The organism is Blautia sp. HCN-1074, from assembly GCF_037890165.1.
GTDB lineage: Bacteria > Bacillota > Clostridia > Lachnospirales > Lachnospiraceae > Blautia_A.
Map to the genome: position 1 here is coordinate 51,370 of NZ_JBBKBP010000021.1, position 24,142 is coordinate 75,511.

Annotated in this window: 20 protein-coding genes; 18 read left to right on the forward strand and 2 right to left on the reverse strand. The window is 40.6% G+C overall.

Features of this window, described 5'->3' with window-relative positions:
* Positions 1-61 precede the first annotated feature (61 nt).
* Entirely contained in the window at positions 62-1,150 is a 1,089-nt protein-coding gene (locus WKT11_RS15435) for a cob(I)yrinic acid a,c-diamide adenosyltransferase (RefSeq protein ID WP_118246990.1), read from the forward strand.
* 107 nt (positions 1,151-1,257) lie between these two features.
* On the opposite strand, the gene WKT11_RS15440 is transcribed toward WKT11_RS15435, so the two are convergent.
* On the reverse strand, positions 1,258-2,106 hold the full coding sequence (locus tag WKT11_RS15440) for an AraC family transcriptional regulator (RefSeq protein WP_118246989.1): 849 nt from the start codon (positions 2,104-2,106) through the stop codon (positions 1,258-1,260).
* Between the two features lie 330 nt (positions 2,107-2,436).
* Here WKT11_RS15440 and WKT11_RS15445 point away from each other — a divergent pair, with 330 nt between their 5' ends.
* Positions 2,437-4,233 carry an L-fucose isomerase gene (locus tag WKT11_RS15445; protein WP_022381348.1) on the forward strand — a complete coding sequence of 599 codons (1,797 nt, stop codon included), beginning with the start codon at positions 2,437-2,439 and terminating at the stop codon, positions 4,231-4,233.
* Positions 4,234-4,529: 296 nt separating this feature from the next.
* Here the strand turns inward: WKT11_RS15445 and WKT11_RS15450 are convergent, their stop codons facing one another.
* Positions 4,530-4,973, reverse strand: coding sequence for an RbsD/FucU family protein (locus WKT11_RS15450; protein WP_008708382.1), 444 nt, complete (start codon positions 4,971-4,973; stop codon positions 4,530-4,532).
* Between the two features lie 374 nt (positions 4,974-5,347).
* On the opposite strand from WKT11_RS15450, the gene WKT11_RS15455 reads away from it, so the two are divergent.
* The 16 genes from WKT11_RS15455 to WKT11_RS15530 all read left to right on the forward strand — a co-directional run bounded on the left by WKT11_RS15455 (position 5,348) and on the right by WKT11_RS15530 (position 23,840).
* A complete protein-coding gene (locus WKT11_RS15455; RefSeq protein WP_022380183.1) occupies positions 5,348-6,967 on the forward strand; it encodes a response regulator in 1,620 nt (539 codons plus the stop codon).
* Positions 6,964-8,769 (forward strand): sensor histidine kinase, encoded by a 1,806-nt coding sequence (locus tag WKT11_RS15460; protein ID WP_022380184.1) that lies wholly within the window; start codon positions 6,964-6,966, stop codon positions 8,767-8,769. The genes WKT11_RS15455 and WKT11_RS15460 overlap by 4 nt, the downstream gene beginning before the upstream one ends.
* Positions 8,756-9,733 (forward strand): substrate-binding domain-containing protein, encoded by a 978-nt coding sequence (locus WKT11_RS15465; protein ID WP_022380185.1) that lies wholly within the window; start codon positions 8,756-8,758, stop codon positions 9,731-9,733. Before WKT11_RS15460 ends, WKT11_RS15465 begins: the two co-directional genes overlap by 14 nt.
* 182 nt (positions 9,734-9,915) lie before the next feature.
* Positions 9,916-10,893 (forward strand): ABC transporter permease, encoded by a 978-nt coding sequence (locus WKT11_RS15470; RefSeq protein WP_008705559.1) that lies wholly within the window; start codon positions 9,916-9,918, stop codon positions 10,891-10,893.
* Positions 10,894-10,913: 20 nt separating this feature from the next.
* A complete protein-coding gene (locus WKT11_RS15475; protein WP_008705558.1) occupies positions 10,914-12,425 on the forward strand; it encodes a sugar ABC transporter ATP-binding protein in 1,512 nt (503 codons plus the stop codon).
* An 11-nt stretch (positions 12,426-12,436) separates the two neighbouring features.
* Positions 12,437-13,417, forward strand: coding sequence for an ABC transporter permease (locus tag WKT11_RS15480; protein ID WP_008705556.1), 981 nt, complete (start codon positions 12,437-12,439; stop codon positions 13,415-13,417).
* A 207-nt stretch (positions 13,418-13,624) separates the two neighbouring features.
* Positions 13,625-14,740: a substrate-binding domain-containing protein gene (locus WKT11_RS15485; RefSeq protein WP_340285190.1), complete on the forward strand. Its 1,116-nt coding sequence runs from the start codon at positions 13,625-13,627 to the stop codon at positions 14,738-14,740.
* 301 nt (positions 14,741-15,041) lie between these two features.
* Positions 15,042-16,445, forward strand: a complete 1,404-nt coding sequence (rhaB, locus tag WKT11_RS15490; protein WP_340285191.1) for a rhamnulokinase — start codon at positions 15,042-15,044, stop codon at positions 16,443-16,445.
* 284 nt (positions 16,446-16,729) lie between these two features.
* Positions 16,730-17,977: a DNA polymerase Y family protein gene (locus tag WKT11_RS15495; RefSeq protein WP_117674462.1), complete on the forward strand. Its 1,248-nt coding sequence runs from the start codon at positions 16,730-16,732 to the stop codon at positions 17,975-17,977.
* A 197-nt stretch (positions 17,978-18,174) separates the two neighbouring features.
* On the forward strand, positions 18,175-18,789 hold the full coding sequence (locus WKT11_RS15500; protein ID WP_117674463.1) for a hypothetical protein: 615 nt from the start codon (positions 18,175-18,177) through the stop codon (positions 18,787-18,789).
* A gap of 402 nt (positions 18,790-19,191) precedes the next feature.
* Positions 19,192-19,977 carry an ATP-binding protein gene (locus WKT11_RS15505; RefSeq protein WP_117674464.1) on the forward strand — a complete coding sequence of 262 codons (786 nt, stop codon included), beginning with the start codon at positions 19,192-19,194 and terminating at the stop codon, positions 19,975-19,977.
* 197 nt (positions 19,978-20,174) lie between these two features.
* The gene (hcp, locus tag WKT11_RS15510; RefSeq protein ID WP_019161395.1) at positions 20,175-21,767 is read left to right on the forward strand and encodes a hydroxylamine reductase; all 1,593 of its coding nucleotides are present in this window, start codon (positions 20,175-20,177) and stop codon (positions 21,765-21,767) included.
* Positions 21,768-21,975: 208 nt separating this feature from the next.
* Complete coding sequence (locus tag WKT11_RS15515) at positions 21,976-22,704, forward strand: class I SAM-dependent methyltransferase (RefSeq protein WP_022262569.1); 729 nt, start codon at positions 21,976-21,978, stop codon at positions 22,702-22,704.
* 68 nt (positions 22,705-22,772) lie between these two features.
* Positions 22,773-23,141 (forward strand): hypothetical protein, encoded by a 369-nt coding sequence (locus tag WKT11_RS15520; protein WP_019162388.1) that lies wholly within the window; start codon positions 22,773-22,775, stop codon positions 23,139-23,141.
* Between the two features lie 47 nt (positions 23,142-23,188).
* Positions 23,189-23,368 (forward strand): hypothetical protein, encoded by a 180-nt coding sequence (locus tag WKT11_RS15525; protein ID WP_019162387.1) that lies wholly within the window; start codon positions 23,189-23,191, stop codon positions 23,366-23,368.
* Positions 23,369-23,405: 37 nt separating this feature from the next.
* Positions 23,406-23,840 (forward strand): hypothetical protein, encoded by a 435-nt coding sequence (locus WKT11_RS15530; RefSeq protein ID WP_117674465.1) that lies wholly within the window; start codon positions 23,406-23,408, stop codon positions 23,838-23,840.
* Positions 23,841-24,142 lie beyond the last annotated feature (302 nt).

Consider the following 24,142-nt stretch of genomic DNA (forward strand, 5'->3'; position numbering starts at 1 on the left):
TTTTCCTGACTACAGGCAGATGCGGACTGCCGCTGATACCAGATACAGGAGTGGAGTGTATATGAGTATTTATACAAAACGGGGAGACAGAGGAATTACAGATATGGCTCATACCAGTAATATTTCCAAGTCCGATGATCGTATCCGGTTGCTGGGTACTATTGATGAGTTGAACAGCCATATTGATCTTGTGAGAAGTATGCTTTCTCAGGCAGAAGTGATCTCATTATTGGAAAATATACAGAATAACCTGAATCTGATCGCAGCGGGAGTCAGCAATCCCTACGACAGGAACAGCAGGATCAGTGAGAAAGAAACAGCATTTCTGGAAACTGAGACAGACAGGATGGAGGCACTTTGTGCACAGCCGGTTCCGGAGAAGCTTACAGGAAAGAATCGCCTGGCAGCGGAGATTGAGATCACCCGTGCTGTTGCCAGAAGAGCAGAGCGTTGTCTGGCGCAGGTCAGTGTAAAATTCGGAGCAGATAATGAGAGTAAAAAATTTCTAAACCGTCTTTCGGACTATCTGTATATTCTTGCCAGATATACAGAGAATGAGTCAGGATCTGTGCATGCAGAACAGACAGGAGACAGAGTTCAGACTTTAAGCGCAGAAAATACAGGAAGTGAAGCTGTATCTACAGCAGAGCAGCCTGATAATACTGCAGATGCTGTGCAAAAAGCAGCAGACATCAATGAGGCAGTTATTCAGGAGGTTCTTAAACGTATGGGAATACAGAGCAGAATTACATTAAATACAGCAAAGAAACTGATAGAGAAGCTGGAGCAGGAGGCACTGCGCAGGGGACAGCATGCAGTGATCGCTGTCTGCAATCCGGAAGGAAATCCGGTAGCAGTCCATGTTATGGATGGGGCTTTCATTGTCAGCTTTGATGTGGCAATGAAGAAAGCATACACTGCTGTTGCTGTTAAGATGTCCACTATGGAACTGTCAAAGCTTGCACAGCCAGGGGAAACTTTTTATGGAGTTGACAAACTGGATGGGGGCAGGATTGTTATTTTCGGTGGAGGTATTCCGCTGAAATCTGGTGACACTATTATTGGCGGTCTGGGGATCAGCGGCGGTACAGGCAAAGAAGATCACAGTCTGGCAGAGTATGGACAGGCTGTTTTGAATGAACTGATGTAAGCGGAGAAATCCAGTTAAAATCGTATCAATAGTAAACAGAATAAAAACAAAAAAGAAATGAAAAAAGATCAGAACAGTTCAGGGAAACACTGCTCTGATCTTTTGTGTTATCTTCGTTTATATTTTCCGGGAGTAATGCCTTTGTATTTTTTGAAAGTACGGATGAAATAGCTGAGATCATTAAAACCATTCCTGTAAGCAATTTCAGTAATTGAATCGTCAGTGGTGGTCAACTGATAGCATGCTTCTTCAATTCTTTGTCTGTTAAGATAATCCATAGGAGTCTGATGGGTCATTTCCGAGAAAAATCTGCAGAAATATTTTGGGGACATGGAGACAGAGGCTGACAGTTCCTGAAGAGTGATAGAATTGGTATAGTTTTTCTCAATAAATTCAAGAACCTGTTTTAACTGCAAAATGCGCTTATAATCCCTGCGTGTTTTCTGGGGATTTTCAATAAAGTAATGATTGCTAAAAATCAAACCAAAAAAGTGGTAAAATTGTCCAAATACAGTCAGCTCATATCCTGGCTTTTTTTCATATACAGCCTGAAATAAGATGGAAATACAATCAAGGATCTTAGGATGTTCTGCTGTGAAATATGGAAAAAGCATCATTTCCTGGTGAAGGATCTTCTGAATATATTCTCCGCATACAGGATTATTTTTCAGAAATGTATTGATATCAAAAACAATGCACTGATAAACACAATCATGAGGAATTCCGGAATGAAGAATCCCGCTATGTACAAAAATAACATCATTTTCTGATGCAGTAAAACTTTTTTCGTCTAAAGTGACGGTGATAGAGCCTTTCAGAATGCGAATAATTTCATATTCTACGTGCCAGTGGTAGGACATGACATATCTTGGATGTGTGTGGTCAATATGATGAAATTCAAATGGAAACTCATAAGTGCCTCTTGGACGATCTTCGTTATGGTCTAAATCATGCAAAATAAATTGCCTCCTCTTTAAAATTTACAGAAATTTTGAACTTAAAACAGAAAAGGTGAATATTGTACTATTTTTTGCTATTATAACACAAGTAATTTCAGGAATGCAATTATATAATAGATATCAGTAACAAAGGTGAGTTATTGGTTACTGTTCACTTGTAATATCCCGCGTAGCGTGTTACTGAGAACGGAGTGAACAGCAACAGTTGTTGAGAACGAAATAACAGTAACTTACTGAGGAACAGCAGAGGTGTAATCTTAGGGGTAATATCAGGAAGGATATTCCTGTGATAAGATTATAACAATTAATTTCAGGAGGTATTTTATTATGGCAAAGAGCAGATTAATCGGCAGCTATCCGGTAATCGGAATCAGACCTACTATCGATGGTCGTAGAGGAGCACTGGATGTTCGTGGATCTCTGGAAGATCAGACAATGAATATGGCGAAATCAGCTGCTAAATTATTTGAAGAGAATTTAAGATATTCCAACGGTGAACCGGTTAAAGTTGTAATCGCTGATACAACCATCGGACGTGTTGGCGAGAGCGCTGCATGTGCAGATAAATTCCGTAAAGAAGGCGTAGATATCACTCTTACAGTTACACCATGCTGGTGCTACGGTGCTGAGACAATGGATATGGATCCACAGACGATCAAAGCTGTATGGGGATTCAACGGAACAGAAAGACCTGGTGCTGTATACCTTGCATCTGTACTTGCAACACATGCACAGAAAGGACTTCCGGCATTCGGTATCTATGGACATGATGTTCAGGAAGCTGATGACACATCTATTCCGGAAGACGTTAAAGAAAAACTGTTAAGATTCGGCCGCGCAGCAGTTGCAGCAGCATCCATGAGAGGAAAATCCTATCTGCAGATCGGTTCTGTAACAATGGGTATCGGCGGATCTATCATTGATTCCGATTTCATCGAATCTTATCTTGGAATGAGAGTTGAGTCTGTTGATGAGGTAGAGATCATCCGTCGTATGACAGAGGGTATCTATGATCACGCAGAATTTGAGAAAGCTCTGAAATGGGCAAAAGAAACCTGTAAGATTGGCTGGGATAAGAACCCTGAAGAACTTCAGTTCTCAGCTGAAAAGAAAGAAGAGCAGTTCGAGTTTGTTGTTAAGATGGCAGTTATCATCAAAGAACTGATGAACGGCTGTGACAACCTTGATCCTAAATTCTCTGAAGAAGCAATCGGACACAATGCTCTGGCAGCCGGTTTCCAGGGACAGAGACAGTGGACAGATTTCTATCCGAACGGTGACTTTGCAGAAGCTATGCTGAACACCTCCTTTGACTGGAACGGAGCACGTGAACCATACATCCTGGCTACAGAGAACGATGTTCTTAACGGACTTGGAATGCTGTTTATGAAACTTCTTACAAACAGAGCACAGATTTTCGCTGATGTTCGTACATACTGGAGCCCGGAGGCTGTTAAGAAAGCTACAGGATATGACCTTGAGGGCGTAGCAAAAGAAGCCGGCGGTTTCCTTCACCTGATCAACTCCGGTGCTGCCTGCCTTGATGCTAACGGAGAAGCAAAAGAAGCTGATGGAACAGCTGTTATGAAACAGTGGTGGGATATCACAGAAGAAGACCAGAAAGCAATCATGGAAAACACAGAATGGTGTATGGCTGACAACGGATATTTCCGTGGAGGCGGATACTCCAGCCGTTATGAAACACGTGCCCAGATGCCTGCAACAATGATCCGTCTGAACCTTGTAAAAGGACTTGGACCGGTTCTGCAGATTGCTGAAGGATGGACAGTAGCTCTTCCTGAAGAAGTATCTGACAAGCTGTGGAAACGTACAGACTATACATGGCCATGTACATGGTTTGCTCCAAGATGCGATGGCAAAGAAGGACCGTTCAAGACAGCTTATGATGTAATGAACAACTGGGGTGCAAACCATGGAGCAATCTCCTACGGACACATTGGTGCAGATCTTATCACAATGTGCTCTATGCTGAGAATTCCTGTATCCATGCACAATGTTCCTGAGAAAGATATCTATCGTCCGGCAGCATGGAATGCATTTGGAATGGATAAAGAAGGTGCAGATTTCAGAGCATGCAAGAATTATGGACCTCTTTACAAATAATAAATAAAACCGATATGTAAGAATGTATATCGGCCGCCCGGAGTTGGAGATGATCTGACTTTGGGCGGCTGTTTGTATCAGGGGGAATCAAAAAAAACAAACTGATATCTGTGTGTACAGATACCAGCCTGTTGTATATATATGTATGTGTGATGTGTGTATAATGTGTAAAAATGATATTTGGCATGAATATGCCAAAATCCCGAGACATACAAGTCAAAATTCCATTGCCGCAGGCAATCTGGAATGAATTTTGGCTACGTTACTGTGAACAGTAACGAAAAGATAAAGCAAAATCAGTTGTTGATTACAACACCTTTCTGAAGCATTATATTTGCATACAGAGCTTTTTCGCTTGTGGAAATAATGCAATATGCAGTTTTGGCTTCTTCATAGAAAGCGAAACGTTCAATATTTCCAACCGCTTTATCGCCGCGCTCGTCATATTTTGCAACGATTTCTTTATATGTATCCCAGATTGGTGTTTCTACATTATCGCCAGGCATAACTTCCATGAGATTTACAGGATGCTCTACATAAGTATCCAGTGGAAACAGTTTGAGGATCGCATCCAGGATTTCCGGTACACCATGTCCGTCACAGCGGATAGTGATGGCATTCTTTCCCATAGATTCAACAGGGAAGTTACCGTCTGCGATAACAAGACGATCGCTGTGTCCCATTTCACATAAAACTTTTAATAATTCCGGTGATAAAATTTCAGGAATTCCCTTTAACATAATTTGTATTCTCCTTTCAAAATTCTGAAAATCATTGTAAACAGTTTAATGAAAAAAATCAGATTATTCAAGGCAATATTTTACGCAAAAAGAGTAAATTTTTATAGTTTACAGCGGAGGAAACAGTAACACACGGAGTTGTATGAAATGCACAAAAAATATATTGAAAAATTGAAAAAATAGTATAAATATGCTATTATCATTATAGTGAATCACGCAGATATTCGAAACCTGCTTTACTGTTCGCTTATAACTGAATAGCTGCTTTGCGGAGGTTTTACCTGATTCAGTTAAATAAGTAAAAGGAAGTAGTAATTTTTATTGGGTTATCAGGCAGGGGATGATGCCTGATCTTATGGGGGATAAAATTTAATATGTACAAAATATTATTGGTAGACGACGAAATCCTGGTCAGGGATGCAATCAGGGAGAACATTGACTGGAAAAGCCTGGACTGTGAGCTTGTGGGGGATTGTGAGAATGGCAGACAGGCAGTGGAATTTGTGCAGAGCCACAAGGTGGATGTTGTATTGACAGATATCTGTATGCCTTATATGGATGGTATGGAACTGAGCGAGTTTCTTCATGATAATTATCCGGATATTCTTATTGTTATATTCAGTGGTTTTGGGGAATTTGAATATGCGAAGAAAGCAATCCGTTATAATGTAAGTGAATATATGCTCAAACCTGTCACAGCAATGGAACTGACAAAAGTGCTCCGGAATATGAAAGAAAAGCTGGATTCCAGAAAAAAAGAACAGAAAAAAATGGAATCCCTGTCGCAGACTTCAAAGGATTATCACAAGAATGTGGATGTCATCCGGTCGAAAGCACTGGAGACTCTTGTAAATTGTACCAGAGATGTACAGGTAAGTCTTCTGGAACTGAAAAAGCTGGGGATCAGCTTTGACTGTTCGAGCTACAGAGTAGCTGTTTTTGATATGGACACTTACTCAGAAATGTATCAGGTAGATATGCATAAACAGCAGGAAAGCGCATTGATGTCCTTTGTACTTTTTAATATAAGCAATGAAATTGTGACCAGAGAGAACGCAGGTGTTGCTTATCAGGAAGGCAGTAACCGGGTATGCATTATATTTACAGGATGCAGATCCAGAGAATTCGGAGACAAAATACATAGTATCTGTCAGGAAATCCAGCAGAAAGTAAAAGAAGTGATCGGGATTGAAACTTCTATAGGAATCGGAAGCTGGGTGAGATCACCTCAGGAACTGGTCTATTCCTATAAGCTTGCTGAGAAAGCCATTGGCTATCGGTATCTGCTGGGAGGCAGCCTCCTTTTGGATATGGAAGAAAAGAAAACGGACAACAGTATTAATCTTATAAAATCTCTGGAAACACTGACAGAAGAGATAAAGGTCGGAAACAGGCAGAAAGTGACAGAAATCCTGGAGCAGATCGAGCATGAGATCAAAGGGGCACTGGTGGAGAAAAGTTATGCCTGCATTTATCTTCAGCAGGTGATACGTGCCATCGGAAATACCTGCCAGTCCCTGAGTGATGATCCGGAAAAGATCATTGCTCAGAGAGAGAAGCTTCTGAAAGAAGTTTCTCAGGCAAAAACCTTTGATAAAGCAGTGACATTGGTGAAGGAGTATGCTGAAGGAGTATTTGAATCACTTCAGGATCTGAACAGTTCCAGCGGCCAGAGGCAGGGAATGATGGCTATGGATTATATCCGAAAAAATTATATGGATCCGGATCTGAGTCTGAACAGTATCTGTTCTTATCTGAATATCAGTACCAGCTATTTCAGCACTATTTTTAAGGAGATGACAGGGGAAACATTTATCGAATCACTTACCAGGATCAGAATGGAGAAGGCGAAGGAACTCCTGGAGAATACAACTCTGAAGAATTATGAGATTGCGGAAAAAGTAGGATTTTCAGATCCACACTATTTCGGAATTTCATTTAAGAAGATGACAGGAAAAACACCTACCGAATATGCAAGGGAGAAACGCCGATGAAGATTTCTTCAAAATTTAAGAGTATTCAGAGTTCTATTTTCTGTGCGGTGTCGATCCTGGTATTAAGTGCTGTGCTGGTTGTGACAGTGGTATCTCTGAGATATACGAATTCATCTATTTATGAAAATTCTGTCATGTATACACAGACGATCATCAAACAGCTGAATCAGAATATAGATTCGTATATCAGTTATATGGATAATATTGCGTCAGTAATCGCGCAAAGCGGTGATGCTTATAAATATCTGTACAGTGAAAAAGGATATGGAGCCACAAAGGATGAAAATTACAGTGAATACAGACAGCGCCTTGTGGAACAGTTTAAAACGATCCTGAAGGGCAGGGCGGATATCAGAAATATCGGGATTGTCAGAGAGGATAAGAACTCTCCATCTCTGTTTGACAATGGATTATCTGTGAGAAATACATATGTAGATCTTAATACACAGCCATGGTATGCAGATGCAGTCGGAAAATATGACCGGTATAATCTGACATCTTCTCATGTGCAGAATGTGATAAAGGGAGAAAGACCATGGGTCATCACACTCAGCAGAGGAATCTGCAATTATACAGGAACAGAAGCAGAGGATGGAGTAGTTTTTCTGGATCTGAATTACAGTGCGATCAGTGAACTCTGTGCACAGAGCAGCATGGGAGATAAAGGATATGTTTTTATTCTTGATCAGAATGGAAATATCGTTTATCATCCACAACAGCAGCAGTTATATAATGAACTGCAGACAGAGAACATTTCACTTGTTATGAATGCAAAATCAGATATTGTTACTGTCGGAAAGGGAGATGACGAGAAAATTTATGCACTGTCCCATTCTGATATCACAGGATGGACTATTGTGGGATGCATGAATATGTCTGAACTTTTACGAAACAGCAGACAGACAAGAAGTATTTATGTGCTGGTAGCAGTGGGGCTGATCATAGTTGCTCTTCTGATTTCCAGCCTGATTGCCAGAAATATTACGCTGCCGATCCAGAAGCTTCGCGATTCCATGAAAAGTGTGCAGAAAGGAAATTTTGATATTGAAGATATAGAGGTGATTTCCGACAATGAAATAGGAAGTCTTACCAGATCTTTTAATGTGATGACGCACAGGATACGGGAATTAATGGAGCAGAATGTAAAGGAGCAGGAGCAGAAGAGAAAAATAGAACTGAAAGCCCTGCAGTCGCAGATCAATCCACATTTTCTGTATAATACGCTGGATTCTATTATCTGGATGGCTGAAGGAAAGAAGAATGAGGAAGTGGTGATAATGACGGCTTCTCTGGCGCGACTGCTCAGACAGAGTATCAGCAATGAGGATGAGCTTGTAACAGTCGGACAGGAGATTGAATATGTCAGAAGTTACCTCACGATCCAGAAGATGCGCTACAAGGATAAGCTGGAATTTGAGATAAAGGCAGATCCATCCATTACACAGGTACCTATCATTCGTCTGGTATTGCAGCCGCTCGTGGAGAATGCAATTTATCATGGCTTAAAATATAAAGACAGTAAAGGACTGTTGACAGTACATGGATATATGAAAGGTGAGAATGCAGTAATCGATATTACGGACGATGGTGTGGGAATGGATGAGGAAACCCTGAAACATATTTATGATAAGCATAAGGTGAATTACCGTTCCAATGGAGTTGGGGTGTACAATGTGCAGCAGCGTCTGGTTTTATATTATGGAAAAGATTATGGCATTATCTATCACAGTGAAAAAGGAAAGGGAACCACAGCATCTGTTGTAATTCCCGGAATACAGGAGGAATCCCATGAAAAGTCATAAAAAAGAGATTATAACAGTTGCAATCCTTATGGCGGCAGCAGTGGTGATTTTTGCCGGAATCCTGAAACCGGAGGCGACACAGACGAAAAAATGCTCCCTCATTTATATTCCAAAGATCAGGGATAACACCAATGATTTCTGGACTTCGGTAATATCCGGCTGTAAGATGGCGGCAGAGGAATATGAATCTGACCTTGAAATCCTGGCTCCGGATAAAGAAGAGAATATAGAAGAACAGAATAAACTTCTGAAAAAGGCCATTGAGCAGAAACCGGATGCGATTCTGTTTTCTCCTTCCAGCATGGATGCATCAGATGAACTTCTGAAGGAAGCAAAAGAAAAAGGAATCCGTATTACCTATATTGATTCCTATACAAAAGAAGAATTGCAGGATCTTACAGTTGCCACAGATAATGTGAATGCGGGCAGGATGTTAGGAGAGTATGCCAGAAAATTAATCGATAAAGATTCAAAGATAGCCATTGTCAGCCATGTAAAAGGTGTTTCCACGGCTGTGGAGAGAGAACAGGGATTCAGGGAAGGTCTTGGTGACTATGCTGATAACATAGTAGATATTGTCTACTGTAACTCACTCTATGAGAAATCCTATGAACTGGCGCAGGAACTGATGAGGAAATATCCGGATCTGGAACTGATTGCAGGAATGAACGAATATTCTGCAGTTGGTGTGGGAAGAGCAGTCAGTGATGCAGGAGCGAAAGATAAGATCGCAGTAGTTGGTGTGGACTGTTCTCAGGAGGCCATCAATCTTATGGAAATGGGCGTTTATAAGGGAATTATTGTGCAGAAAGCATTCCGGATGGGGTATATCGGAGTGGAAGAAACCATTCATATGCTTAACGGGGATGCAGTAGAGAAGAATATTGATTCAGGATGCGAGCTGGTTACGCCGGAGAATATGTATAACAGTGATATTGAACGGCTGATCTTCCCGTTTAGCTGACTGACGCGTTGAAACGACTGCGTAATATAAGGATAAAAGAAGCAAAAAGGTTAAATATTTCCGGATGAAAAAAAGGAAATATTTAACCTTTTTTTGGAAGATATTTCATTACAATTATCCGACAGGTAAGGTAAGATATAGAAAACAAAGAGATACGAAATAACGTAAGGAGGGTGAAAAACTTGGAAAAGTTGAAACAAAATCCAATTGTGAAGAAACTCGGTCTGAACAGAATCCTGTTAGCATGTATTCTGGTTCTTATGTTCGTAGTCTTCAAAGTAGTTCTGGGAAGTAAGTTCCCTGTAGGTGACAGTATCAAATCTACTTTGAACTATGTATACTTCCTGGGCTTTCTGTCACTTGGAGTAACATTTGTAATTGCCACTGGAGGAATCGATTTCTCCATTGGACCTGTAATGTTCTGCTGTGCCCTGATCTCAGGTTACTGCATGACATCTTATCATGTACCTTGTGCAGCAGCAATGGTGATCTGTATCCTGATCGGATTTGCATTTGGCGTGTTTAATGGCTGGATGGTATCTTATATGTCAGTTCCGCCATTTATCATTTCCATGGCATCTATGAACATTGCAAAAGGTATTGCATCTGTATTTACAAAGACACAGTCCGTCAGCTGGCCACTGGGAAGTGATCCTGTAAACGGATGGTTCAGAAATCTTATCTCCTATAAGGGATTCCCTGTAGGGCTTGTGATTTTCCTGGCAGCAGCAGTGATCTGTGGAATTATTCTTTATAACACAAAACCGGGACGTTATATCCTTTGTCTTGGTTCTAACAGCGAAGCAGTAAGACTCAGCGGTGTTAATACAAAAAAATGGAGAATGCTTGCTTATGTGATCTGCGGTGTTCTTGTAGGAATCGGAGCAATTTTCTTTGTTGGTGCTTATACAACTGTTCAGCCTGGATACGGCGATCAGTACAACAATGAAGCGATTGCAGGCTGTGTAATGGGTGGTACATCCATGGTTGGCGGACTTGCTTCTATCGGCGGTACAGTCATCGGTGTATTTATCATTTCTCTTCTTCAGCAGGGTATCATGGCATTTGGTCTTGGTAAAGGTCAGCAGATGATCATCACAGGACTTATCGTAATTGTAGCAGTTTATGTCGACGTTTCTGCAAGACGCAGAAAGAACTGATCGGAAGGGAGGATGTAACAATGGGTGAAGTTATTTTGACTATGAAGGACATTGATAAGTCCTTTCCTGGAGTTCATGCTCTGGATCACGTTAATTTTGAAGTGAAACGCGGCGAAGTACATGCTCTTATGGGAGAAAACGGTGCCGGAAAGTCTACATTGATGAAAGTTCTTACCGGTATTTATCAGAAAGATTCAGGATCCATTACCTATAAAGGAAAGGAAACTGAATTCCATAACACAAGAGAAGCGCAGGATGCAGGTGTTGTAATCGTGCATCAGGAGCTGAACATGGTAGGTGATCTTACCGTAGCTCAGAATATTTTTATCGGACGTGAACCAAAGAAAGGGTTCAGCATTGATGATAAGAAAATGATCGAAGATTCCAAAAAACTCTTTCAGGAACTGAACATTGAAATCAATCCAAAAGAAAAGATGAACAATCTTACCGTCGGAAAACAGCAGATGTGTGAGATCGCAAAGGCTATTTCCCACAAAGCAGAGGTTATTATCTTTGATGAGCCGTCAGCAGCACTGACAGAGAAAGAGATTGCAGACTTATTCGAGATTATCCGTGATCTTCGTAAGAAAGGTCTTGGAATCGTTTATATTTCCCACCGTATGGATGAGATCAAAACGATCACTGACAGAGTAACAGTCATGCGAGATGGTGGTTATGTAGGAACTCTGATCACAGCAGACAGTACAAAAGAAGACATCATCAATATGATGGTTGGACGTGTTATTTACGAGGATCCAAAAGAACATAGCATGGTTGCACCAGATGCGCCGGTTGTTCTTAAGGTAGAGAACCTGAATGCAGGTAAGATGGTTCAGAATGTAAGCTTTGAACTTCGCAAAGGTGAGATTCTTGGTTTCTCAGGACTGATGGGAGCCGGACGTACTGAGACAGCAAGAGCACTGTTTGGTGCTGACCCGAAACAGAGTGGAAAGATCTCTATAAGGGGAAAAGACGGACAGCTTCGCGAGGTAACTATCAACAGTCCTCAGGATGCAGTTAAATATGGTATTGGTTATCTGTCAGAGGACAGAAGAAGATATGGTTGTGTCGTACAGAAATCTGTAACAGAGAATACTACGCTGGCAACCATGGAAGAATTTACCAGTGGTATCTTCATTAATAAATCAAAAGAAAAAGAGGTTTCAGAGAAATACGTTAAAGAGCTGGCAACCAAAACTCCAAACTGCGAGCAGCTGGTAGTCAATCTTTCCGGTGGTAACCAGCAGAAGGTCGTTATCGCAAAATGGCTGACACGAGACAGTGAGATTCTTATTTTTGATGAGCCGACCAGAGGTATTGATGTTGGTGCCAAGAATGAAATTTACAAGTTAATGAACAGACTGGCAGCAGAAGGTAAATCTATTATCATGATTTCTTCTGAAATGACAGAAGTTCTCCGTATGAGTGACCGCATTATCGTTATGTGTGAAGGCAAGATTACAGGAAATATTGATATTTCCGAAGCTACACAGGAACACATTATGAATCATGCAACACGGAACATCAATTAAGGAGGAAAGTCATGACTAAGAAGAAAAAAAGTATTTTAAGTGATCAGAGATTTATTGTATTACTGGTTATTATTGTACTGTTTGCAATTTTCTCCTTTAAGAGCAGGGAGTTCAGACAGTATACCACAATCCTGAGTATGCTGGATTTCTCATATTATGATCTTCTGATGGCAATCGGTGTTACATTCCCTCTTATTACAGGAGGTGTAGACCTGTCAATCGGAACAGGTATGGTATGTTACGCATTGATCGCAGGATCTCTGGTAAGAAATAATAATCTTCCGGTTGTACTTGCAATGTTACTTTGCATTGTACTTGGAATTATTGTAGGAGCAGCAAATGGTGTGCTGATCGGTATTATGAACCTGCCGCCATTCCTTGCAACACTTTGTACATGTATGATTACCCGAGGTGCAGGATCCCTGTGCAGTGCCACTCCCTGGCCGGGACTTACACAGGAGGGCGGATGGTTCCATTCAATCTTTAAGATTACAGTTGGAACAGGAAGAAGTGCTTCCCGTTATCCTATCGGTTTCTTATGGATGATCATTCTGGTCCTTGTAATGGAATATGTTCTGAATCATACAAAATTCGGTCGTTATACGATCGCGATCGGTTCCAATAAAGAAGCAGCAGCTCTTTCGGGAATCAACGTTAAATTCTATCATGTTATGGTATATGTAGTATGCGGACTCTTCACAGGTCTTGCAGCTATCGCATATGCGGCAGTTACACCAACTGTACAGCCTGGTACCGGTGCAGGACTTGAAATGGATGCCATCGGTGGAGTATTCGTAGGTGGTGTTGCAGCAACAGGTGGTTATGGATCAGTAATCGGTACTTTAGCCGGTATCTTCGTTATCATGCTTCTGAAAACCGGTCTTCCATATATCGGACTTCAGGCAAACTGGCAGCAGATTATTACAGGTGCAGTTCTTATCATTGCAGTACTGATCGATATCATGAAAGAAAAGAAAGCAGCAGCAAAATAATTTTCAAAACTGAATAAAGAAAAATGCATCTTACGACAGATGCAAAACAGCAGGATATGAAACAACGGAGGGCTTCCAGGGGATGTTCGGCGACAGTATTGTCATATGTGTATTTTGGGGAAGGCGGAACGAGAGAGGAAGCCTCCGGGGTATCATTTATAAAAAAAACTATATTAAAAATGTATATTTAAAAGGAGGAAATTTTAAATGAAAGCAAAAAAAGTGATCGCATTAGTTATGTGTGCAGCAATGGTAGCAGGAATGTCCGCATCAAGCGTTATGGCAGCCGATATGCCGGAACAGTTCAAAGATCTGAAAGCTAATGAAGCTTATGATTTCCCGATGATGGTTAAATCTTTCCAGTCTACATACTGGGATGCAGCTCAGGAAGGTATGAAGAAAGCTGCTGATGAACTTGGTGTTACATACAAAGCACAGGGACCAAACAGTGAATCTGATATCGCTGACCAGGTTAACATGATCAACACAGCAATCGCTGCAAAGCCGGCCGGATTAGGTCTTGCTGCATGTGATACATCTTCTGTTCTTGATGCACTTCAGGAATGTGCTGACAAAGGAATCCCGGTAGTAACATTTGATACAGGTATCGCTGATGCTCCGGAAGGATCTGTAGTATGTGAAGTTTGTACAGATAACACACAGGCTGGTTCTGTTGCAGCTGAAAACATGTATAATTCAATCAAAGATGTTATAGCTAATGCAGATGGACAGGTTATCATCGGTGAAGTTAACCAGGATGCCACAGGTCAGAACATCCAGCAGCGTGGTGGCGGATTCATTGACAAAATGATCGAACTTATTCAGGCTGACGGAAAAACAGTTGCAGTTAAAGGTAACGAGTTCTATGTAAACGCAGCTAAAGGTGCAGATGCAAAAGAAGCAGACGCAGACGTTGTTATCCAGGTCGCTGTTCCTGCACAGACAACTGTAGAGCTTTGCTCAACAGAGGCTCAGGCAATCCTTTCTCAGGAAAACTGCATCGCTATCTTCGGTTCCAACCAGACAGCAGCAGAAGGTGTTCTTGCAGCTAATGCTAACCTGAACGTTCTTGGTTCTGACGCAGGAGCAGGCGATGTTATCGGTGTTGGTTTCGATGCTGGTTCTATCATTAAAGCCGCTGTACAGGATGGAACATTCATCGGTGCTGTTACACAGTCTCCTCTGATGATGGGTTACTATGCAATCTACGCTCTGACAGCAGTAGCTAACGGACAGGAACTTGAAGATGTTCCTACAGATGGATACTGGTATGATTCCACAAATATGGACAGCGAAGAAATCGCTCCTAACCTTTATGACTAATCGATAAGTAAATATCGAGAGGAAATGAATCCTTAGAATTAAGTATTAATTATTAATACAAATACAGACGCCGCACTGCCGTATGGCAAGTGCGGCGTTGTTGTTCAAACAATAAAACAATGATTGGAAATGATGATTTTATTAAGTTGTAAAGATACTTATTTCGACGATAGATTTCAAAATAGCAAATAAGGACACTTTTTCAGACAAACAAGGTTCTTATTTTGGGGAGTAAGTTGAGATAAAATAAAATCATCAGATATGAAGAGCGTATAAATTCATATATTGAGGAGGTTTTGCAATGGCAGCATATTATTTAGCAGTAGATATCGGAGCATCCAGCGGACGTCATATCCTTGGACATATGGAAAACGGAAAAATGGTTCTGGAAGAAATTTATCGTTTTGAGAATGGAATGGTAAAGAAAGACGGAGAACTCTGCTGGGAATTTGACCGTCTTTTCAAAGAGGTTGTAAATGGTCTGAAGAAATGCAAAGAGATTGGCAAGATTCCGGTAAGTATGGGTGTGGACACATGGGGTGTTGACTTTGTACTTTTGGACAAGGATGATAAAGTTCTTGGAAATACGGTAGGATATCGTGACCACCGTACAGAGGGAATGGATAAAGAAGTTTATAAGGCAATTTCCCTGAAAGATCTTTATGCAAGAACAGGTATCCAGAAAGCTGATTATAATACGATCTATCAGCTGATGGCAGTGAAAAAGAAACATCCGGAATATCTGGAACAGGCGGAGACACTTCTTCATGTGCCGGATTATTTCCATTTCCTTCTTACAGGACAGAAAACCTGTGAGTACACAGAAGCTACGACAGGACAGCTTGTAAGCCCGATCACTAAGGACTGGGATTATGAATTGATCGATATGCTCGGTTATCCGAGAAAAATGTTTCAGAAGCTGATCATGCCCGGAACAGGCATCGGACATCTGTCAGATAAGATCAGGGAAGAAGTGGGATTTGATCTGGAAGTAGTTGCACCTGCAACACATGATACAGGATCCGCTGTACTGGCAGTTCCTGCAAATGACGATGATTTTATCTACATCAGTTCCGGAACATGGTCACTGATGGGAATTGAGAGAAAAGAAGCTGACTGTTCTGAGAAAAGCTGTGAGATGAACTTCACAAATGAAGGCGGTTATGCAGGCCGTTTCCGTTACCTGAAGAATATCATGGGACTCTGGATGATTCAGTCTGTGCGTCATGAAGTAAATGATGCATACAGCTTTGCAGAAATCTGCGCAATGGCAGAGGAAGCAAAGGATTTCCCGTCAAGAGTAGACGCAAATGATGAGTGTTTCCTTTCTCCTGACAATATGACAGAGGAAGTTAAGGATTACTGCCGCAGAACAGGACAGAAGGTTCCGGAAACTCTGGGAGAGATTGCAACAGTTATCTACACAAGTCTTGCGGAATGCTATGCAAAGACAGCAAAAGAGCTGGAAGAGATGACAGGCAGGACTTACAGCCGTATTCATATCGTGGGCGGCGGTTCCAACGCAGGATATCTCAATGAGCTGACTGCAAAGGCAACAAAGAAAGAAATCCATGCAGGCCCGGGAGAGGCTACTGCAATCGGAAATATCACAGCACAGATGCTGAAAGCAGAAGAGTTTAAAACAATCGAAGAGGCTCGTACTATCATTCATGAGTCCTTCGGTGTAAAAGTCTACAAAGAATAGAAACTGCTTCAGATATATTATTAAAAAAGAACTGCAGTAGAAAAAGAATCCTGGGATTTTCAGGATTCTTTTTTGTTAAAAAAATAATATTATTTACGAGGACTGCTATAAGTAAGAAAAAGGGATATACATTGTTGCTGTGAACGGAGTGAACAGTAACGTCATGATAGTATGGAAATTTATGAATATTTTAAAGGATAATGAAAGAAAAGAAAATTTGTGATATAATCTCAGCATAGTGAATTGCTATAGAGGATTAAAATAATAAGAACGGTGAGAAGTATATGGAACGATTAATTTTTCATATTGATGTAAACAGCGCATTTCTTTCCTGGGAATCAGCCAGAAGGGTGAGCCAGGGGTTGCCGGATCTTAGGGAGATTCCCTCCTGTGTGGGAGGAGATCCAAAGAAACGGACAGGTATTGTGGTTGCAAAATCCATTCCTGCCAAAAAATACGGGATCCAAACCGGCGAGCCCGTAGCCATGGCTCTTCGGAAATGTCCAAATCTGGTGATCGTTCCCAGTGATTTTGAATTATACGATAAATGTTCCCGGGCATTTAAAGCAATCTGTGCTTCTTTTGCACCTGTGATGGAATCGTTCTCTATTGATGAAGTGTTTCTGGATATGACGGGTACTTCGCTGATTTATCCTGATCCTGTGGCTGCTGCTCATGAGCTGAAGGATAAAATTCACAGAGAACTGGGATTTACAGTAAATGTGGGGATTTCTACCAACAAGCTGCTGGCAAAGATGGCCTCGGATTTCCAGAAGCCGGATAGAGTACACACGCTGTTCCCGGATGAAATCCCGGAGAAAATGTGGCCGCTTCCTGTTCGTAACCTGCTGTTTCTGGGAAAAGCTTCCGAGCAGAAGCTTCTGAATCAGGGAATCCGTACTATCGGAGATCTGGCAAAGGAACGGGAAGCAAATGTGCAGCTATGGCTTGGAGAAAAGCCGGGACATCAGCTCTGGAAGTATGCCAGAGGTATTGATGATTCGACCGTAAAAGCAGTACCTGATGAGGCGAAGGGCTTCAGTGTGGAGACGACTTTTAATGATGATATTACTTCTACAGAGCAGGTGCTACCGATTCTGCTGGAGCAGTGTGACGTTCTGGCAACCAGAATGCGCAGAAAAGGGAAAAAATGCAGATGTATTTCCGTTACTTTCCGTACTCTGGATTTCAGAAACCGTTCTCATCAGACAAAGCTGGAAAATGCCACAGATCTCACAGATGAAATCTATGAAAATGCTACCAGACTTTTCGCAGAGTTCTGGAGGGGACAGCCACTGCGTCTCATAGGTGTGGCACTGACCGGTCTTACAGACGGTTCTTATGAGCAGATGTCTCTGTTCGAAGATACAGAAAGTAAGGAACGCCGCAGAAAGCTGGATGTAGCTATGGATGAAATCCGTATGAAATTCGGCAACGACAAGATTACCCGCGCCAGTATTATGAACAGCAATGCCCGGATTGGCAGGAAAGCCAGGGCACAGATGAAAAATGAAGACAGACAGGAAGAATAAAAGCGCAGAGAAAAAGTATCATCTCTGCGCTTTTATAGCGGATTGCTATACAAATTTAAGAAATTCTTCATCTGGAATCTGAGAGGTATGGATGGCATTCTGGATAGCCTGAGCCATAACTTCTGCGGCAAAATTTCTGTCTGAAAGCAGAAAGACCATACTTAGAGAATTCTGAGAGAAAGGGAGCAATTTAATATATGAATCAGAATAAAAAAATCATTAAAAAGACAGGCGCGGCATTTCTTTGTGCAGCAATGGTGGCAAATGCCGGCACTGCATCTGTTATGGCGATCGATAACCGGAAAGATGAAAATGTATACGTAAATCTGAATATGGACGGAAGCGTATCCGGCGTTTATGTTGTAAATGAATATAATTTGACAGAAAAAACAGAGATCACAGATTATGGAAATTATGCATCGGTAAAAAATCTGTCAAGTGATGACACGATCACACTTTCAGGGGATAAAGTTCAGGTAGAAGCACCAGCAGGAAAGCTCTATTATCAGGACAATCTGAACGGAACAAAGATACCATGGAATATTGAAATTACCTATGAACTGGATGGACAGAAGATATCTGCGGATGAATTAGCCGGAAAAGACGGGAAGCTTAAGATTAGTCTGTCTGTAAAAGATAATAAGGATTCTGATGATGAATTCTTTGATAACTATCTGATTCAGGGAACAGTAACTCTGGATACAAAAAAATGCAGTAATATTCAGGCGGATGGGGTAACGCAGGCAAACGTAGGATCTGACAGACAGCTTCTTTATTCACAGATAAAACAAAAGATATCAATACATAGATAGATGATGCAATTGATGATGCAACAGATAAGATCGCAGGCAAAGACTTCACACCGATATCCTTTGCGTCTGATGAAAATACTGATATCGGACTTGTACAGTTTGCTATGAAAACAGAAGCAATCTCTATAGATGATGACGATGATGAGGAAGAAACAGTGGAAGAGAATAAGAGCTTCGTGCAGAAACTGAAAGATCTCTTCTAAAATATAAATCTCAGGACTTTTATTAAGTTTCGGGGGAATTCCCTGAGGAAAATAAAGTTTCTGAGACTTTTTTTATAGAAAATATAAATTTGTTGTTTTTACAACATACTTAATTGGAGATATCAGATATACTCTGACCTGTAATCAAGAAAAAACAAACATTCACATATAACTTTTAAAGAATTTTCAGGAGGAAAATATGATTCGAAAAATCATACACATTGATGAAGAACTCTGTAACGGATGCGGATTGTGTGCCAATGCCTGTCAGGAAGGGGCAATCGGTATTGTAGATGGCAAAGCAAAATTGTTAAGAGACGACTACTGCGATGGGCTGGGGAACTGCCTGCCGGTATGTCCGACAAATGCAATCTCTTTTATCGAAAGAGAAGCAGCCGCGTTTGATGAGGCGGCGGTGGAAGCAAATATGAAGGCGAATTCAGAAAAAGCTAATGTAACTGCAAATACTGATATAAACACAAATAGCATAGAAGGAACTCAGGGAGTGAAAAAAGTTTTCACAGGATGTCCGGGAAGTATGGCGAGAAAAATTCTCAGAACTTCACAGAATCCAAAAGAAGATAGAAATCATGTGCAGGTAAATATATCATCAGAATCTGAATTAAGACAATGGCCTGTGCAGATCAAACTGGTGCCTGTAAATGCGCCATACTTTGACGGAGCGCATCTTCTGATTGCGGCAGACTGTACCGCATATGCTTATGCAAACTTCCATCAGGAATTTATCAGAGGAAAAATTACGCTGATTGGATGTCCGAAACTTGATGAAGGCGATTACAGCGAGAAACTGACAGAGATTATCCGCCAGAATAACATTAAAAGCGTGACTATTGTCAGGATGGAAGTTCCATGCTGCGGCGGACTCGCCAGAGCAGCAGAGACAGCTTTGAGAAATAGTGGAAAGTTCATTCCATGGCAGGTGAAAATCATCTCAACAGATGGACAGATTGTGGATAATATGTAGGAAACTGCAGAGAATAGTAACGTAATATCTGTTATAAAAAGTGTCATATTTTGAGTAAATCAGAATTCATACATTGTTTTCAAAGTAACGGTACGTAAATATAAGTGTATAGATAAAAAGCTTTAGCATATTGGACTTTTTTCGGAAAGCATTTAATAAGTGTAGCAAGAATTATATAATATAGAGGAGATAAAAAAATGGATAGACAGATGTTTTGTTTTCAGTGTGAACAGACTGCGGGATGCAGCGGATGTACAGGAAAAGCAGGAGTATGCGGAAAAACCGCAGATACAGCAGGACTTCAGGATGAACTGACAGGGGCATTAATCGGACTTGCCCGCGCCTGTGCAAATAATGAAAGAAAAGAAACAACAGACAGAATCATCATAGAAGGACTCTTCACTACAGTGACCAACGTAGCATTTGATGATGATTCCATCAAAGAAATGATAGACAAAGTAAATACAGAAAAGAGCAAAATCGTACCAGGCTGTGCAGCGTGTGCATCCAGATGTGGAAATACCGATAACTATGATATGAAACGTATGTGGGAAGCTGACGAAGACATCCGCTCACTGAAATCCCTGATTCTTTTCGGTATCAGAGGAATGGCCGCTTATGCATATCACGCAATGGTTCTTGGCTATAAAGATCAGGAAGTCAATAACTTCTTCTATAAAGCATTATTCACACTGGCAGAAGACTGGGGAATGGAAGAACTTCTCCCGGTAGTGATGGAAGTAGGAAAAGTAAATTTAAGCTGCATGGCGCTCCTTGATAAAGCAAACACTGAAACCTTTGGTACACCGACACCGGTAACCGTACCTCTGAAAGTAGAAAAAGGCCCGTTCATCGTAGTGACAGGACACGATCTCTACGACCTCAAACTTCTCCTTCAGCAGACAGAAGGAAAAGGAATCAACATTTACACACATGGAGAAATGCTTCCGGCACACGCTTATCCGGAATTGAAAAAATTCTCTCACCTGAAAGGAAACTTCGGAACCGCATGGCAGAACCAGCAAAAAGAATTTGACCACATTCCTGCACCGATTCTATATACGACCAACTGCCTCATGCCGCCAAAAGCCAGTTATAAAGACAGAGTATTTACCACAGAAATGGTATCCTTCCCAGATGTAACCCATATTGACGACGAAAAAGACTTTACACCGGTAATCGAGAAAGCTCTGGAACTGGGCGGCTATGCAGAAGATACCCAGTTCACAGGAATCAACGGAGGAACAGAGGTTACGACAGGATTTGCCCATGGAACAGTACTGGGAGTAGCCGATAAAGTAATCGAAGCAGTCAAATCAGGAGCCATCAGACACTTTTTCCTGGTAGGTGGATGTGATGGCGTACGTAAAGGTAGAAACTACTACACTGATTTCGTAAAGCAGACCCCGGATGACACCATTATCTTAACCCTCGCCTGCGGAAAATACCGCTTCAACGACCTTGACCTCGGAACCATCGGCGGACTCCCGAGAATCATGGACATGGGACAGTGTAACGACGCCTACAGTGCAATCAAAGTAGCCGTAGCACTTGCAGAAGCATTTAACTGCAGTGTAAATGAACTGCCACTGAGCATGATCCTCTCCTGGTATGAGCAGAAAGCAGTCTGCATCCTTCTCACACTGTTACATTTAGGAATCAAAGACATCCGCTTAGGTCCGACCCTGCCGGCATTCATTTCACCAAATGTCTTAAACTATCTGGCAGAAAACTACAACATCGCTCCGGTAACAACTCCGGAAGAAGACCTGAAAACAATCCTTGGATAAACAATTTTAAAAGAAGATATACTTCTATTACTACAAAATTGAATATTGAGTGCGAGATCGCACATTGTGAGCTGTCTTTCCTTTGGAAGGGCAGCTTTTCGATTATCTATCAAAGATTTTGCAGAAAAAAGTAAGGAGGAAAGTGTAATTAAAGGGGATATATGTTATTATGTGAGTGACAAATCGGGAGTTGTGGAGGTAATTATCAATGAGAAATATTTACGATAATAGTGAATTTTTTGCCGCATATGCGGAAATGGGAAGAAGCAAAGATGGTCTGAAAGCTGCTGGAGAGTGGCATCAGTTGCAACCGTTATTCCCTAAATTACAGGGAAAAAAAGTTTTGGATTTAGGATGTGGTTACGGTTGGCATTGCAAATATGCCGCACAAATGGGAGCTACTGAAATTCTTGGTATTGATAGTAGTCAAAAAATGATTGCAAAAGCAGTAGCTGATAACTCTGATGACAAAATCAAGTATAAAGTTTGCGGTGTTGAAGAATACATTTATCCTGAAAATACTTATGACCTAGTTGTTTCTAACCTGGTACTGCACTATATCGAAAATTTAGCTAATGTTTATCAAAAGGTGTATTGCACATTAAAAGTAGGTGGGTATTTCCTATTCAATATTGAACATCCGACTTTCACCGCAGGTGTTAATGAAGATTGGATTTATGATGAAAATGGGAAACCTAAATATTGGCCAATCGACAATTACTATTACACAGGCGAAAGAGAAACCAATTTTCTTGGTCAACGAGTAATTAAACAGCACCACACATTAACGCAGATATTGAATCCACTTATAAAATGTGGTTTTCAAATTGAGGCTATTGAGGAAGCAATGCCTCCGGCAGATATGATGGGTATGCCGGGAATGTGTAATGAAATGCGTAGACCTATGATGTTGTTGGTTAAGGTTAAAAAGGTTTAATAAACAACTTCAAGTTTTATTGATTAGGAAATTGAGGAGTTATGCATTTTGTAAAGGGGGATCTATAAATGAAAACGTGTTGTTTAGTATGGGAAATTCCTGTAATAGAGGGAGAACATTATAATCCAATTATGAATGTCATTTATATGCAAAAAGCAAAGAAATTTTTGAATCAACTAAATCGATATTTTCAGGATGAGAATATGGATTGGAAGTGTGTTTTAGACCATTCAGCATGTACTTATAATGAGATTTTTTCCAGTGAACATCAAGCAGTTATTTTTGCTCCGGAAGCCAAAACAAGACAATGGTTATATAAAAAAGAAATTCAGGCTGTAAGTATTCCAAAATATTATTTGGATTTTGCAGAATATAATGAAGCAAAGTTGGATAAAATAGCAATTTTTTTTATGAACTTAAAAAATAATGTACAATAGATTTCCTTGTTATGGGGCAATGATATGTGGTGTTGGAGGATAAGCTTATGAAAAGCAAAAGGACAGTTATAGGTATCATCATTGGAATCATAGCAGCGATGCTCTGGAGTGTTGTTTTTATAAACTCATTAAACAGCATGGCGGGAATTGGAATCGGAATATGCTTGGGTATATCTTTTGGTATATCTGGCAGTCTTATTTTTTCAAAAAAAGATAAAGATAAGTGATAATACAACTCGGGATTTGACAAAGGGATGTGATTGTATGAAGAAGAAAAGCATAAGTGTGATATGTGCTGTATTAGTAATTTCAGGTGTGGCAACAGTCCTTGTATTAACTGGAAATAGAGGAAATGTATCAAATGTTAATCGTGTTGTTGGTTACTCTGCACTCTATGGTGAAAATTCAATCAATGAAGCGTTTGATGTCATAGAGAAAAAATTTGCAAAAGATTTTAAAGGTTGCACACTTGCTGAACTTCGCTATGACGAGGATGTTGAAAACAGATTTGCAGAAGAAATTGAGAAGTATCACAAAGAGAATAACCAAGAACTTATTGTGGTATTATCAAGCTTTGATACAGACGAAAAAGGTGGAGATGGTGGGTTCAATCCTAATGATACATACGCCAACTGGCAATGGTATTTAGTGAAAACGGCAGATAAAAAGAGTTGGGAAATAATCAATTGGGGTTATTAATCAACTTCCGGATTTCAATGCTTTGCAAATAGCATGATATGATACCTCTAAAGCAGACAGATTAAATATAAAAATCTGTTACTTTGGAGGTATTTTTAGGATAATAAGCGTGAATCCTCGGCAATTCAATTACCGAGATGAAAGCGCAAACTGTGCATATCTGCACTCATAATAAATAAAAATAACATTTAACCGACGCGCAATTTTTTTGTTAAAAAAAGAACGTATGTTTACAGAATAAGATATCTATGGTACAATTTGTTCATAGCACAAAATAAAACTTAAATGAAAAACTAAATTCC

What these genes read in the sequence shown, in the direction of transcription:
- WKT11_RS15435 (WP_118246990.1), top strand. Translation starts at nt 62, where the DNA reads ATGAGTATTTATACAAAACGGGGAGACAGAGGAATTACAGATATGGCT.
- WKT11_RS15445 (WP_022381348.1), top strand. Translation starts at nt 2,437, where the DNA reads ATGGCAAAGAGCAGATTAATCGGCAGCTATCCGGTAATCGGAATCAGA.
- WKT11_RS15450 (WP_008708382.1), bottom strand. Translation starts at nt 4,973, where the DNA reads ATGTTAAAGGGAATTCCTGAAATTTTATCACCGGAATTATTAAAAGTT.
- WKT11_RS15455 (WP_022380183.1), top strand. Translation starts at nt 5,348, where the DNA reads ATGTACAAAATATTATTGGTAGACGACGAAATCCTGGTCAGGGATGCA.
- WKT11_RS15460 (WP_022380184.1), top strand. Translation starts at nt 6,964, where the DNA reads ATGAAGATTTCTTCAAAATTTAAGAGTATTCAGAGTTCTATTTTCTGT.
- WKT11_RS15465 (WP_022380185.1), top strand. Translation starts at nt 8,756, where the DNA reads ATGAAAAGTCATAAAAAAGAGATTATAACAGTTGCAATCCTTATGGCG.
- WKT11_RS15475 (WP_008705558.1), top strand. Translation starts at nt 10,914, where the DNA reads ATGGGTGAAGTTATTTTGACTATGAAGGACATTGATAAGTCCTTTCCT.
- WKT11_RS15480 (WP_008705556.1), top strand. Translation starts at nt 12,437, where the DNA reads ATGACTAAGAAGAAAAAAAGTATTTTAAGTGATCAGAGATTTATTGTA.
- WKT11_RS15485 (WP_340285190.1), top strand. Translation starts at nt 13,625, where the DNA reads ATGAAAGCAAAAAAAGTGATCGCATTAGTTATGTGTGCAGCAATGGTA.
- rhaB (WP_340285191.1), top strand. Translation starts at nt 15,042, where the DNA reads ATGGCAGCATATTATTTAGCAGTAGATATCGGAGCATCCAGCGGACGT.
- WKT11_RS15495 (WP_117674462.1), top strand. Translation starts at nt 16,730, where the DNA reads ATGGAACGATTAATTTTTCATATTGATGTAAACAGCGCATTTCTTTCC.
- WKT11_RS15500 (WP_117674463.1), top strand. Translation starts at nt 18,175, where the DNA reads ATGAATCAGAATAAAAAAATCATTAAAAAGACAGGCGCGGCATTTCTT.
- WKT11_RS15505 (WP_117674464.1), top strand. Translation starts at nt 19,192, where the DNA reads ATGATTCGAAAAATCATACACATTGATGAAGAACTCTGTAACGGATGC.
- hcp (WP_019161395.1), top strand. Translation starts at nt 20,175, where the DNA reads ATGGATAGACAGATGTTTTGTTTTCAGTGTGAACAGACTGCGGGATGC.
- WKT11_RS15515 (WP_022262569.1), top strand. Translation starts at nt 21,976, where the DNA reads ATGAGAAATATTTACGATAATAGTGAATTTTTTGCCGCATATGCGGAA.
- WKT11_RS15520 (WP_019162388.1), top strand. Translation starts at nt 22,773, where the DNA reads ATGAAAACGTGTTGTTTAGTATGGGAAATTCCTGTAATAGAGGGAGAA.
- WKT11_RS15525 (WP_019162387.1), top strand. Translation starts at nt 23,189, where the DNA reads ATGAAAAGCAAAAGGACAGTTATAGGTATCATCATTGGAATCATAGCA.
- WKT11_RS15530 (WP_117674465.1), top strand. Translation starts at nt 23,406, where the DNA reads ATGAAGAAGAAAAGCATAAGTGTGATATGTGCTGTATTAGTAATTTCA.